Below are 11,563 nucleotides of genomic sequence, written 5' to 3'. Positions count from 1 at the left end.
CAAGGGAGACTATCCATGAATGCAGCCGTCAGCGCACCCGCCGTCAAAGTCGTCCGCTCCGTGCAGGAGCAGGTCAGCCCGGAGGAGTGGCAGTCCCGCGTCAATCTCGCGGCCTGTTATCGCCTCACGGCGATGTATGGGATGACCGAGATGATCGCCAACCACATCTCCTGCCGCGTGCCCGGTACGGAAGATCAGTTCCTGATCAATCCCTATGGCATGCTCTATGAGGAAATCGACGCGTCGAGCCTGGTCAAGATCGATCTCGACGGCAACACGCTGTTCAACGCGTCCGACTACAGCGTGAATGCCGCGGGCTTCGTCATTCACAGCGCGATCCATATGGCGCGCCACGATGTTGATTGCGTCGCCCACACCCATACGGTGGCCGGTATGGCGGTCTCGGCGATGGAATGTGGGTTGCTGCCGGTGGCGCAGACCTGCATGCGCTTCCTTCATGTCGCCTATCACGATTTTGAGGGTATCGCTGACAACCCCGAAGAGCGCGAGCGCCTGATCGCCCATCTCGGCGATCACGAGGCGATGGTGCTGCGCAATCACGGCCTGCTGGTGGTCGGCAAGACCATCGCATCGGCTTTCAACGTGCTGTTCAGGATGGAGCGGGCCTGCGAGGTGCAGGTCGCCGCTCTGTCGTGCAGCACGAAGCTCGTCACACCGCCGCAGCATGTGCTGCAGGACACCTATGACCGCATGAAGCCGCGCGACAATGTCCCCGGCCTCAGCGGCGAACTGGCCTGGCCGGCGCTGCTGCGCAAGCTCGACAGGGCCGATCCATCCTATCGCAACTGAGTTTGCGCTGGATCAATTCGGCAGGAGACGGCGGTTGCCGCGGCAGCCGCCGTCGCTTACATCACCGGCATGACAGAGCCGGGTTTCACGAGCTTCCAGCCGTCCCTGACCGAGGAGAATATCGCGCTCCTGGTGCAGACCTTTTATGGCCGTGCGCGGGAAGACGATCTGCTCGGCCCGGTCTTCAATGCGGCGGTGGCCGACTGGGATCATCATCTCGCGCAGCTGACCGATTTCTGGTCGTCGATGATGCTCAAGACCGGCCGCTATAACGGCCGGCCGATGCGCCCGCATCTGGTGCTGCCGCTGACCGGCGCACATTTTGATCGCTGGCTGCTGCTGTTCGAGCCGACCGTGCGCGAGATTTTTGACAAGGACGTCGCCGACGCCATCAACCTGCGCGCCCGCCGCATCGCCGACAGTTTCGAGATGGGCGTCGCCACCACCCGCGGCGAGATCGCAAGGCCGCGCCACAGCGTTTGATTGCGTATTTGTGTCGTTGCTTCGGGGGAGGGGCGGACGTAGCGTCACAGTGTTCAAGGTGCTGCAAAAGCCACCAACACACGAGGAAACCATGCCCGTCTCACGCTCCCTGGGAAGCCACTGCCATCTGTTGCCGATCGTCGCCTTTGCACTGATGGCAGCGCAAATGCCCGCGCATGCGCAAGGCGCGAGCGAGAATGCCCTGCAGGTCCCCGCCAAATCCGTGCCGGTGCCGACAACGGTCAGCCCTCAACTGCAAAAGATCATCGGCATGCCGCTGCGCACAAACTGGAACGTGCTGCCAAAGACCGGTGAGGAGTGGAAGGTCGTCGCCGATGCCGGCGCTGCGGCCACCATCAAGAACCTGCCGGGGATGATGGAGCGGCTGAAGGTCAAGGTCGAGAAGACCACCATCGACGGTGTCCGCGCCTTCATTGTCACGCCCGAGACCATCGCGCCAGAAAATGCCAATCGTGTTTTCATCCATGTGCATGGTGGCTGCTATGTCCTCAATCCCGGCGAGGCCGCATTGCCCGAGGCGCTGTTTATGGCCGGCTTCGCCCGCGCCAAGGTGATCGCGGTGGATTACCGGATGCCGCCCGAGGCTTATTTCCCTGCGGCGCTGGATGACGGCATGACCGTCTATAAATCCGTCATCAAGAGCACCAGCCCGAAGAACGTCGCTGTCTTCGGCAGTTCGGCGGGTGGGGCACTGACGCTGGAAATGATGCTCAAAGCCAAGCAGGACGGTCTGCCGCTGCCGGGCGCGATCGCGCCGGGTACGCCGATGTCCGATGTCACAAAGGTCGGCGACACCTTCGTCACCAATGCCATGCTCGATAATGTGTTGGTCTCGCCGGACGGCTTTTGTGATGCCGGCACCAAGGTCTATGCCGCCGGGCATGACTTCAAGGATCCGTTGTTGTCGCCTGTCTATGGCGACATGAGCAATTTTCCGCCGACCATCCTGACGAGTGGAACGCGGGATCTCTTGCTCAGCAATACGGTTCGCGTCCATCGCAAGCTGCGTCAGGCTGGTGTGGAGGCGGCGCTGCAGGTGTTCGAGGGCCAATCACATGCGCAATATTATCGCGATGACACGGCGCCGGAATCGAAGGAGGCCTTCGAGGAAATTTCGCGCTTCTTCGACAAACATCTTGGAAAATAAACGCGCGAATGCGTCGGTAAATTGATGCCGCATCGATGCCATTGCAGCGTCGTGCGATTGCGCTAGGCTATTGTTCCAACAAATCGGGAGTCGCTAGATGAAACGCCTGTCTGTCCTCGTCCTCTTGAGCATGTTCGCAGCCGCGCCGGGCATCACATCGGCATCGGCGCAAGGCGCTGCCTGCACCGCCACCTCGGCTGACGGCAAGCCGCTGGCCGGCGCCGCCAAGACCAGCCACATGAAGAAGTGCTGCGAGGCCAATGCCAAGAGCGCCGAAGGCAAGCCGCTCGCCGGCGCCGCCAAGAAGAGCTCCATCGACAAGTGCATGAAGGGCTGAGCGCGCAGGCGCATCGCACGTCACACACATGTAAAAAGCCCCGCTCGCGCGGGGCTTTTTCTTGTCTCGGGCAGATCAGGCCTTGCCCGCCTGCGCCTCGATCTTGTCCTGCGTCTTGGTCTCGAAATCGCTGGCGTCATGGCGTTCGCGCAGCTGGCGGGCGGGATCGCCCATGGCGCGGTTGACCATGCGGCCACGTTTCACCGCCGGCCGATCGCCGACGGCCTTGGTCCAGCGCTGCAGGTTCTTGTAGCTGGCCACATCGAGGAAGGTCGCAGCATCGTTGTAGATGACGCCTTCGGCGAGGCCGCCATACCAGGGGAAAATCGCCATGTCGGCAATGCTGTAGTCCTTGCCGGCAATGAATTCGTTATTGGCCAGCTGGCGATCGAGCACGTCGAGCTGGCGCTTGGTCTCCATCGCATAGCGGTCGATGGCATATTCGATCTTGGTGGGCGCATAGGCATAGAAATGCCCGAAGCCGCCACCCAGGAACGGCGCGCTGCCCATCTGCCAGAACAGCCAGGACAGGGTCTCGGCGCGCTCGGGCCCATCCTTCGGCAGGAAGACGCCGAATTTCTCGGCGAGATGCACCAGGATGGCGCCGGATTCGAACACGCGGAACGGCTTCGCACCGCTGCGATCTACCAATGCCGGGATCTTGGAGTTCGGATTGATGTCGACAAAGCCGGAGCCGAACTGGTTGCCGTCGATCTTGATCAGCCAGGCGTCATATTCTGCGCCGCTATAGCCGGCTGCCAGCAGCTCCTCGAATGCGATCGTGACCTTCTGCCCGTTCGGCGTGGCCAGCGAATAGAGCTGGAACGGATGCTTGCCGACGGGCAGCTCCTTCTCATGGGTCGCGCCTGCGGTCGGCCGGTTGGTGGAGGCGAAAGCGCCACCATTCTCCTTGTTCCAGGTCCAGACTTTCGGGGGCGTATAGGGGGCATCGGTCATCGGGCTGCTCCGGCGCAGAGGGAAGGTCGGGAACAGTTAGGGATGGATGCAAATGCATGCAAGTGGCCGGGCGGTGCCTTTTGGGGCTACCAGTCCACCATGCTGTCCTCGCCGCCGAAGGCCGCCGGCATAGTAGCGAAATGGGGAAGGCCGTCTTTCACCGGCGCAACGGCTTCGCGGCAATGGATGTGCAGGCTAGGCTTGAAGTCGTCTTTGAGCAGATAGCCGTTGACCGCGCGCATTTCGATCGCGGCCAGTTCGACGACCAGCCGAGTGCCGCATCGGGCGCAGCTGATCCGCGGAGTCGTCTTCAGCGCAAACGTCGTCGTTTCGCCCGACACGATTTCGATGGCGGCGGCCGGATAAATCGATTCCGCCGCATAGGCCGCGCCGTGGACGATCTGGCAATCGGCGCAGTGACACCAGAATTGCGCAATCGGTTCGGCCGAAATCCGCAATGTGACGGCATTGCAGGGGCAGGTGAGTTCCATGAAGCACCTCCAATTGTCGCGCAAGGCTAGCAGCGTGTCCTTCGCGCCGACAATCGCATTCGCTTGCGGCAAATGGCGCCCGTCTCAGGATACCGCTGGGCACTTGGTCGAATTTGGCGCTCCGCGCATCACGACTTAGGGAAGTCGGTTGCGAACCTGTCTAACATGCGCGCGGGTCGGTTGCGTTTTATCAATATTGCCTGCAATAAGTCCGCGAGTCTTGGGGCAGGCGCCCAGCTGATTGCACGGTGCCCGGCCCCCTGTGGACGGCGCCACGGCGCTGCGAAGATACCGACCGCATGTCGAGGCTGCGCCCGCTGGTTCGCAGTCTGCGCCTGTGTCGTCCGGGACAAAATCAAGGGATGGATCGACCGTTTGAGGTTGCGCTGCATTTGCCGCGCGCGGGCAATTTCCTTTTGCAACGTATCTTTGAATCGAAGGTGATATGATGATCAAGGACGACAACAACTCCGCGCAATCCGGCACACCCACATTCGATCTGGCGATGAATCGTCGTCAACTGATGGGAACGGCGCTGGCGGGATTGGCGGTGGCCGCCGTGCCCGGATCGTCCGTATTCGCCGCGGCAACCAAGAAGGTCGATGTCCTCCTGATCGGCGGCGGTGTCATGAGCGCCACGCTCGGCGTCTGGTTGCGCGAGCTCGAGCCGACCTGGTCGATGGAAATGGTCGAGCGTCTCGACGGTGTCGCGAAGGAGAGCTCGAACGGCTGGAACAATGCCGGCACCGGGCATTCCGCGCTCGCCGAGCTCAACTACACGCCGGAAAGGGCCGGCGGCAAGATCGACATCTCCAACGCGATCAAGATCAACGAAGCCTTCCAGATCTCGCGCCAGTTCTGGGCCTGGCAGGTCAAGAACGGCGTGCTGAAGAATCCACGCTCCTTCATCAACCATACCCCGCATATGAGCTTCGTCTGGGGCGATGAGAATGTCGAATTCCTGCGCAAGCGCCACGAAGCGCTGAAGGCGAGCCCGTTGTTCGCCGGCATGGATTATTCGACGGATCCCGAGGTGATCAAGAAGTGGGTGCCGCTGATGATGGAAGGGCGTGATCCCAAGCAGAAGATCGCCGCCACCTGGAGCCCGCTCGGCACCGATATGGAGTTCGGCGAGATCACGCGCCAGTTCGTGAGCCATCTGCAGAGCCAGCCGAATTTCAACCTGCAGCTCTCCACCGAAGTGAAGGCGATCCAGCGCAATGCCGATGGCAGCTGGCGCGTCTCCACGCGCAGCGCCAAGGGCGGTGACGCGACGATCGACGCACGCTTCGTGTTCATCGGAGCCGGCGGTGGTGCGCTGCATCTGCTGCAGATGTCCGGCATTCCGGAAGGCCGCGACTATGCCGGCTTCCCGGTCGGCGGCTCGTTCCTGGTCAACGAAAATCCCAGCGTGACGATGCAGCATCTCGCCAAGGCCTATGGCAAGGCATCCGTGGGCTCGCCGCCGATGTCGGTGCCGCATCTCGATACACGCGTGCTCGGTGGCAAGCGCGTGCTGCTGTTCGGGCCGTTTGCCACCTTCTCCACCAAATTCCTGAAAGAAGGGTCGTATCTCGACCTGCTGTCATCGACGACCACGGACAATGCCTGGCCGATGATCCGGGTCGGCATCGACGAATATCCGCTGGTCGAATATCTCGCCGGCCAGTTGATGTTGTCCGATGCCGATCGTCTCGCCGCGCTGCGCGAATACTTCCCGCAGGTGAAGAAAGAGGACTGGCGCCTGTGGCAGGCCGGCCAGCGCGTGCAGATCATCAAGCGCGACGCCAAGAAGGGCGGCGTGCTCCGGCTCGGTACCGAGATCGTCAGCGCCCAGGACAACAGCATTGCAGCGCTGCTCGGCGCGTCGCCGGGCGCTTCGACGGCTGCGCCGATCATGCTGACGCTGTTGCAGAAGGTGTTCGCCGACAAGGTGGCGACGCCCGCATGGCAGGACAAGCTGCGCCAGATCGTGCCGAGCTATGGCACAGAACTGAACGGCGATCCGGAGCGCGTGCAGATGACCTGGGCATCCACCGCCGAACAGCTGCAACTGCCGACGCCGCCGCAGATCGATGTGGCTGCGTTGTCGAAAGCCGCACCCGCCAGCGCCGCGTCCACCGCGCCCGAGGCCGAACCGCAGAAGCGCGTCCACGATCTCGCGCCATAGCGAGCTATCGTCATTCCGGGGCGCGCGATCTGACGCGCCCCGGAACGACATGTGCAGTTACTGCGCCGGCTTGATGTCGGCGTCGGTGATGACCTTCTTCCAGCGCGCGATTTCGCTGGTGACGAAGGTCTTGAACTCCTCCGGCGTCGAGCCCTGTGGCACGATGCCCTGATCGTCGAGCTTCTTGCGCAATTCAGGATCCGCGAGCGCCTTCTTGGCCTCGGCAGCGACGCGATCGACGATCTCCTGCGGTGTGCCCGCGGGCGCGATGATGCCTGACCATGTCCCGGAGACGAAATCGGGTACGCCGGCCTCTGCCATGGTCGGAGTATCGCCAGCTGCCGGCACGCGTTCCTTGGCGGCCACGGCCAGCGCCTTGGCATTGCCGGACTTCACCTGCGACATCAGCGGGCCGATCACGTCGAACATCACATTGATCTGGCCGCCGACCGTATCCTGCAATGCGCCGGCCGTACCCTTATACGGGATGTGCTGGAGGTTCACGCCTTCGCGGCTCTTGAACATTTCCATGGTGAGATGCGCGGCCGAGCCGATGCCGCTGGAGGCGAAATTCAGCTGACCGGGTTTCGATTTCGCCAGCGCGATGAATTCCTTCATGTCCTTGGCGGGCAGCGACGGCGTCGCGATCAGGATCAGCGGCGCCACCGAGGTCAGCGACACATAGGTGAGATCCTTCATCGTGTCATAGGGCAGTTTTGGATTGAGCGTCGGGTTCACCGAATGTGCCGCGATCACGGTGCCGAAAGTGTAGCCGTCAGGCGCCGCCTTGGCGACGGCGTCGGTGCCGATCACGGCATTGGCGCCCGGCTTGTTCTCGATCACGATGGTCTGGCCCAGCGCCGTCGCCATTTTCTCTGAGACCAGGCGCGCCATCAGGTCAGTATAGCCACCGGGCGTATAGGGCACGACCATGCGGATCGGCTTGTTCGGCCAGGCCTGCGCATGGGCGCTGCCGGCGCCGGCCAGCAGGATGGCGACTGCGCCGAGGGCGCGGGCGAAACCTCGTGTCATTGCATTTCCTCGATGTCCGGTGCGATCTCCGAGACGGCGGGGAGCGCCGCAGCGCCGGTCCCGAAATCGCAACGTGTTATATTCTTGTCGTTGTCGGCCCGTCCGGCGCGCGCGAGCGCATCGGATTCCCTGAGGGTAAGCTAATACATGTGTTGCCTTGCGGGAAACTAGACGAATGGCGGCTGCGGGATACGGCGCGACCGTCGCGTGGAATTTTGCACGATTCCAAACTCACGCGCGCCTCCGCGCAACGTGATCACTTGCGAGCAGTGTTGTTCGCGGCTGCGAAACGTATTGCCACAGTCGCGCGTATCTTGAGGCAGGACGATCCGTCGATGCGCGCCGAACGGCTGCGCAGCCCTCGAGCCCGAATGAGCCTGTCATGGCGATGAAGTTTCGCAAACTATCCATCAAGTCCCGCAAGCGCACTTTGGGTCTGGCCGGTCTCGCATTGGTGGTGGAGATGGTGGTCAGCCATCCCCGGTTCGACATGGCGGCGGGTGTGGCGCAGGTGGCGCGCGTGGCAGCGCCCGCGGTGATGGCGTCACTGGCCACATTGACCCGGACCGGCCATACGCCACGCGAGACTGTTCCGGACGCGCCGGCATTGGTGCCGGTGGTGGATCACACGGCCGAGTTGTGCGCAAGAATGCGGCGTGTCGAGAGCTGACAGACGGGGCGCGGCGAGGTGTCAGTGGCATTCGTGCAATGCAGCGGCTATGATTTGCGCATGTCACGCCTGATTTGCCTTTGCCTGATTGCCGCTATGTCGCTGTTTGCAGCCGATGCGATGGCGGCGGCACCCAAGAAGAAGCCCCAGAAATGGCAGGGCTACGGCTTCCTGCCGGGCTATCGCCAGCCCATCAACAACAGTGTGCCGCTTTTCATGCAGAAGCAGGCGGACCTGAAAATGGCCAAGCGCGATCGCCGCCACTGGTACATCGACAAGACACCGCAATATTACAATTGGTGGGAAGGCCAGTGGCGCTATCCCGGCCAGCCCGGTTTTTATCGCGGCCAGTTCAATGGCGGCAGCATGGGGCCTTGCTACACGCGGACTCCGATCGGGCCGATCTGGAACTGCGGCTAACCCAAATTGACCGCTGCGGCGCGGCGCATGATGGAGCACGACGAACCATGCAGATATTTTCCAGCACCGTGATTGTCGCGACTCTCGCGATGTCGGCAACCATGCCGGCCTTTGCGGATGCCGGTCATCACGGACATCACGGCGCCGCTGCCAAATTCGCTGCGGGCGAGCCCGGTGATCCCAAGCGCCCGGCGCGGATCGTCAATGTCGCGATGACCGAGAGCGATGGGAAGATGCTGTTCGTGCCGAGCAAGCTCGACGTGCGCAAGGGCGAGCAGGTGAAATTCGTGCTGCGCAATTCCGGCGAACTCGAACATGAATTCGTGCTGGCCACCACGGACGAAAACCTCGCCCATGCCGAGGCCATGAAGGCCGGCGCCATGAAGCATGACGACCCGAATGCAAAACTGCTCGATCCGAAAAAGGCGAGCGACATCGTCTGGAAATTCACCAAGGCCGGTGAATTTGAATATGCCTGCCTGATCCCCGGCCATCGCGAGGCTGGGATGACGGGCACGATCACCGTCAAGTAACGCTGGCTCAGCGCGACAGGTCGGCCAGCTCCACCCAGGCCGGCCGCGGCAGCGTCATGGCGATCTGTTTGGACATGACCACGACGGAGGCCTGCAGGCCTTCCGGCTTCGGTTGAACCGCCATAATGCCGATCCAGACCGTGGCGGCGGCGGCAAAAGCAACAAAGGCAATGGCGCTGGAACGGTCAGGCGAGGGCGCGGGGCTCTGCATCGGGGCCTCCTGTGATGGCTCTCAATGGCGCTGGCGTCCGTTGGTTCCGATCGGCCAAAGAAAAAGTTAACGAGTGCCACGGGGCCGGCCATTATCCCGCTTTGGGAAAGTCGGGCCAGTAGTGCCCGTCGGGCGTCGGCCGCTTGCCGAAGATCGCCTGTCCGACGCGAACGACATCGGCGCCTTCCTCGATCGCGGCTTCGAAGTCGCCGGTCATGCCCATCGACAGCTCGACCAGCCCAGCATTGCGTTTGACCACCTGATCGCGAAGCCGTCGCAGCAATGCGAAGCAGGGACGCACGCGTGCCATGTCATCGCTGAACAATGCCAGCGTCATCAGTCCGCGCGGCCGAAGGCGCGGGAATTGATCGAGGCCATCGACGAAGGACGGCAGCGCGTCGGGATGCAGGCCGAATTTGCTCTCTTCGCCCGATGTGTTGACCTGAACATAGACGTCGAGAAAACGATCCTCCCGCTCCAGCCGGGTATTGAGCAGCTCGGCAAGCCGCATACTGTCGAGCGCGTGGAATTCGCGCGCAAAGCGCGTGAGATATTTCACCTTGTTGGTCTGCAGGTGGCCGACGATGCTCCATGCGATGGGAAGATCGATCAACACGTCGCGCTTGCTGGTCGCCTCCTGAATCTTGTTCTCGCCGAAGTCGCGGATCCCCGCCTGGAACGCCAGCCGGAGCACATGGGCGGGGACGGTTTTCGTAATCGGCAGCAGCCGCACCGATTCCCGCTCGCGTCCTGCGCGGGCGCAGGCGTCGGCGATGCGGGTTTCGACGGCCGCGAGATTGTTGCGGAAGACCGCTTCCGGATCGCGGCCGAAGCGGGCGATGTCGTCCGGCGAAAGCGCCGTGCCGAAATCAAGGGTCGTGTCCATCATGTCACCTGTGGCGGTCAGAACGCGCGGTCGCCGGTCTTGCGGATGCGGTTTACAGACATCGCCGGACCATTGAAATATCCGGTTACACCCGATCTTGGCAGTCCAGTTTGATGGCGAGATCGCCAGGACTAATCTGCAGGCGCATCTTTGAATGGCAGCGATCGTGTCAGTTGCCACGGGCCGCCGAGATATTCAAACACCTGTAATCCGCACGCTGATCCCATCCGCATCTGGAAATCCTGCGTCAGCGCCGCGTGCAGCGTGTGGGCCGCTTGCGCAGCGGCCTTGTTCTGAATGGTCACATGCGGCCGCCAGCGCTGCCCGTCCTGGCGCGACAGCCCGTCGCCGATGGCGGCTTTCACATCTGCGCGCAATTGTTCGAGCCTGGGTGACGTCGCGCAGATCGCGTTGCCGAAGCCGAGAAACATCACGCCGTCGAATTGCAGCGGGATCGGTTCGCTGGGCAGCGGCATCGCCTGCAGGCGGGCGACCTGCAATGGCGACAGTCGATGAAACATCGTCAAATGCGCCGACAGCACGTTCCGCTCGGGCGGAAAATGCGTTCGGCGCAGCGTGTCGAGCCATGCGAAGCTTTCAGCATCGAGCTGCGCGGTGAGAATGTAAACAGGCTCAGTCGAATCCGACAAAACGCGTCGCTTCCGCCACCGACTTGCGCTCGGACACCACGGCATTGGCCGGGAACGTGTCATCGGGCCAGCCGAGCGCGATGCTCTTCATGATGATCTGGTCGTCGGCAATCCCCGCATGTTCGCGCACCACCGGCGACTGCATGATGCCCTGGCTGTTGATTACGGCACCCAGTCCGCGCGACCAGGCGGCATTGACGAGGGCGGTGGCCACGGCGCCGCAATCGAACGGCGTGTCGTCGCTGCCATCCAGCACGCGGTCATAGGTCACGATCACGCACACCGGGGCGTCGAACTGGCGGAAGCCGCGCAGCACCCAGTCCTGCCGCATCTCCTTGTCGTCGCGCGCGATCCCCATGGCCGAGAACAGCTGCTTGGCGACGCCGACCTGGCGGTCGCGGTGATGGCCGGCAAAAGGCTGCCCGGTACGAAATTCGCGCGATTGCGGAACGCCGGCGACCATGCGTTCGGTATTGCCCGCGCGGATCCTGTTCAGCGGCTCGCCGGTGATGACGTAGAAATTCCACGGCTGGGTATTCATCGAGGACGGCGCGCGCATCGCCAGATTGATGATTTCCTCGATCAGCTTTTGCGGGACCGGATCAGGCTTGTAGCCGCGGATGCTGCGGCGGCCGAGAATGACGTCATCGAACTGCATAGGCGTGGAAGCTCCCTGAGGCGTTTTTGTCTTGCCGGGATAATCCAGCTTTCCGGTGCCAAGTGCAATCGCCTCATGCATGCGCGC

The 11,563-nt window shown here is 62.5% G+C and carries 15 protein-coding genes; 8 read left to right on the top strand and 7 right to left on the bottom strand.

Annotated elements, in window-relative coordinates:
• The first annotated feature begins 15 nt into the window (after positions 1-15).
• The 4 genes from AC1RQ5_RS18805 (at position 16) to AC1RQ5_RS18790 (ending at position 2,798) form a co-directional block, all read left to right on the top strand.
• Entirely contained in the window at positions 16-810 is a 795-nt protein-coding gene (locus AC1RQ5_RS18805; RefSeq protein WP_493200947.1) for a class II aldolase/adducin family protein, read from the top strand.
• A gap of 69 nt (positions 811-879) precedes the next feature.
• A complete protein-coding gene (locus AC1RQ5_RS18800) occupies positions 880-1,293 on the top strand; it encodes a group III truncated hemoglobin (protein WP_493200946.1) in 414 nt (137 codons plus the stop codon).
• 91 nt (positions 1,294-1,384) lie between these two features.
• Entirely contained in the window at positions 1,385-2,461 is a 1,077-nt protein-coding gene (locus tag AC1RQ5_RS18795) for an alpha/beta hydrolase (RefSeq protein WP_493200944.1), read from the top strand.
• Between the two features lie 97 nt (positions 2,462-2,558).
• Positions 2,559-2,798 (top strand): hypothetical protein, encoded by a 240-nt coding sequence (locus tag AC1RQ5_RS18790; RefSeq protein ID WP_398482399.1) that lies wholly within the window; start codon positions 2,559-2,561, stop codon positions 2,796-2,798.
• 75 nt (positions 2,799-2,873) lie between these two features.
• On the opposite strand, the gene yghU is transcribed toward AC1RQ5_RS18790, so the two are convergent.
• Both yghU and AC1RQ5_RS18780 read right to left on the bottom strand, forming a co-directional pair.
• Positions 2,874-3,755: a glutathione-dependent disulfide-bond oxidoreductase gene (yghU, locus tag AC1RQ5_RS18785; RefSeq protein ID WP_493200943.1), complete on the bottom strand. Its 882-nt coding sequence runs from the start codon at positions 3,753-3,755 to the stop codon at positions 2,874-2,876.
• 86 nt (positions 3,756-3,841) lie between these two features.
• Positions 3,842-4,246 carry a GFA family protein gene (locus tag AC1RQ5_RS18780; protein ID WP_493200941.1) on the bottom strand — a complete coding sequence of 135 codons (405 nt, stop codon included), beginning with the start codon at positions 4,244-4,246 and terminating at the stop codon, positions 3,842-3,844.
• A gap of 448 nt (positions 4,247-4,694) precedes the next feature.
• Here AC1RQ5_RS18780 and mqo point away from each other — a divergent pair, with 448 nt between their 5' ends.
• Positions 4,695-6,416, top strand: a complete 1,722-nt coding sequence (gene mqo, locus AC1RQ5_RS18775; RefSeq protein ID WP_493200940.1) for a malate dehydrogenase (quinone) — start codon at positions 4,695-4,697, stop codon at positions 6,414-6,416.
• A gap of 57 nt (positions 6,417-6,473) precedes the next feature.
• Here mqo and AC1RQ5_RS18770 read toward each other — a convergent pair whose 3' ends face one another.
• Entirely contained in the window at positions 6,474-7,448 is a 975-nt protein-coding gene (locus AC1RQ5_RS18770; RefSeq protein WP_493200939.1) for a Bug family tripartite tricarboxylate transporter substrate binding protein, read from the bottom strand.
• Positions 7,449-7,830: 382 nt separating this feature from the next.
• Here AC1RQ5_RS18770 and AC1RQ5_RS18765 point away from each other — a divergent pair, with 382 nt between their 5' ends.
• From AC1RQ5_RS18765 to AC1RQ5_RS18755, 3 genes are read left to right on the top strand one after another with little or no spacing between them, the layout of a single operon-like run.
• Positions 7,831-8,118, top strand: coding sequence for a hypothetical protein (locus AC1RQ5_RS18765; RefSeq protein ID WP_493200937.1), 288 nt, complete (start codon positions 7,831-7,833; stop codon positions 8,116-8,118).
• A gap of 60 nt (positions 8,119-8,178) precedes the next feature.
• Positions 8,179-8,538 carry a hypothetical protein gene (locus AC1RQ5_RS18760; RefSeq protein WP_398476674.1) on the top strand — a complete coding sequence of 120 codons (360 nt, stop codon included), beginning with the start codon at positions 8,179-8,181 and terminating at the stop codon, positions 8,536-8,538.
• Between the two features lie 47 nt (positions 8,539-8,585).
• Complete coding sequence (locus AC1RQ5_RS18755) at positions 8,586-9,071, top strand: cupredoxin domain-containing protein (protein WP_493200934.1); 486 nt, start codon at positions 8,586-8,588, stop codon at positions 9,069-9,071.
• A 7-nt stretch (positions 9,072-9,078) separates the two neighbouring features.
• Here the strand turns inward: AC1RQ5_RS18755 and AC1RQ5_RS18750 are convergent, their stop codons facing one another.
• The 4 genes from AC1RQ5_RS18750 to AC1RQ5_RS18735 form a co-directional block, all read right to left on the bottom strand.
• Complete coding sequence (locus AC1RQ5_RS18750) at positions 9,079-9,282, bottom strand: hypothetical protein (RefSeq protein WP_493200932.1); 204 nt, start codon at positions 9,280-9,282, stop codon at positions 9,079-9,081.
• A gap of 91 nt (positions 9,283-9,373) precedes the next feature.
• A complete protein-coding gene (locus AC1RQ5_RS18745; RefSeq protein ID WP_493200931.1) occupies positions 9,374-10,168 on the bottom strand; it encodes a YggS family pyridoxal phosphate-dependent enzyme in 795 nt (264 codons plus the stop codon).
• 131 nt (positions 10,169-10,299) lie between these two features.
• Positions 10,300-10,818: a 2'-5' RNA ligase family protein gene (locus tag AC1RQ5_RS18740; protein ID WP_493200930.1), complete on the bottom strand. Its 519-nt coding sequence runs from the start codon at positions 10,816-10,818 to the stop codon at positions 10,300-10,302.
• Complete coding sequence (locus tag AC1RQ5_RS18735; RefSeq protein WP_493200929.1) at positions 10,802-11,476, bottom strand: nitroreductase; 675 nt, start codon at positions 11,474-11,476, stop codon at positions 10,802-10,804. The genes AC1RQ5_RS18740 and AC1RQ5_RS18735 overlap by 17 nt, the downstream gene beginning before the upstream one ends.
• Positions 11,477-11,563 lie beyond the last annotated feature (87 nt).

Source organism: Tardiphaga sp. GW821-FHT12E02, assembly GCF_058807155.1.
This window is presented reverse-complemented; position numbering and strand designations above follow the sequence as displayed.

Bases quoted from the DNA above. Each gene is read 5' to 3' on its own strand.
- AC1RQ5_RS18765 (WP_493200937.1), top strand. From the start codon at position 7,831: ATGGCGATGAAGTTTCGCAAACTATCCATCAAGTCCCGCAAGCGCACT.
- AC1RQ5_RS18750 (WP_493200932.1), bottom strand. From the start codon at position 9,282: ATGCAGAGCCCCGCGCCCTCGCCTGACCGTTCCAGCGCCATTGCCTTT.
- AC1RQ5_RS18760 (WP_398476674.1), top strand. From the start codon at position 8,179: ATGTCACGCCTGATTTGCCTTTGCCTGATTGCCGCTATGTCGCTGTTT.
- AC1RQ5_RS18780 (WP_493200941.1), bottom strand. From the start codon at position 4,246: ATGGAACTCACCTGCCCCTGCAATGCCGTCACATTGCGGATTTCGGCC.
- AC1RQ5_RS18805 (WP_493200947.1), top strand. From the start codon at position 16: ATGAATGCAGCCGTCAGCGCACCCGCCGTCAAAGTCGTCCGCTCCGTG.
- AC1RQ5_RS18755 (WP_493200934.1), top strand. From the start codon at position 8,586: ATGCAGATATTTTCCAGCACCGTGATTGTCGCGACTCTCGCGATGTCG.
- AC1RQ5_RS18800 (WP_493200946.1), top strand. From the start codon at position 880: ATGACAGAGCCGGGTTTCACGAGCTTCCAGCCGTCCCTGACCGAGGAG.
- AC1RQ5_RS18770 (WP_493200939.1), bottom strand. From the start codon at position 7,448: ATGACACGAGGTTTCGCCCGCGCCCTCGGCGCAGTCGCCATCCTGCTG.
- AC1RQ5_RS18795 (WP_493200944.1), top strand. From the start codon at position 1,385: ATGCCCGTCTCACGCTCCCTGGGAAGCCACTGCCATCTGTTGCCGATC.
- yghU (WP_493200943.1), bottom strand. From the start codon at position 3,755: ATGACCGATGCCCCCTATACGCCCCCGAAAGTCTGGACCTGGAACAAG.
- mqo (WP_493200940.1), top strand. From the start codon at position 4,695: ATGATCAAGGACGACAACAACTCCGCGCAATCCGGCACACCCACATTC.
- AC1RQ5_RS18790 (WP_398482399.1), top strand. From the start codon at position 2,559: ATGAAACGCCTGTCTGTCCTCGTCCTCTTGAGCATGTTCGCAGCCGCG.
- AC1RQ5_RS18745 (WP_493200931.1), bottom strand. From the start codon at position 10,168: ATGGACACGACCCTTGATTTCGGCACGGCGCTTTCGCCGGACGACATC.
- AC1RQ5_RS18735 (WP_493200929.1), bottom strand. From the start codon at position 11,476: ATGCAGTTCGATGACGTCATTCTCGGCCGCCGCAGCATCCGCGGCTAC.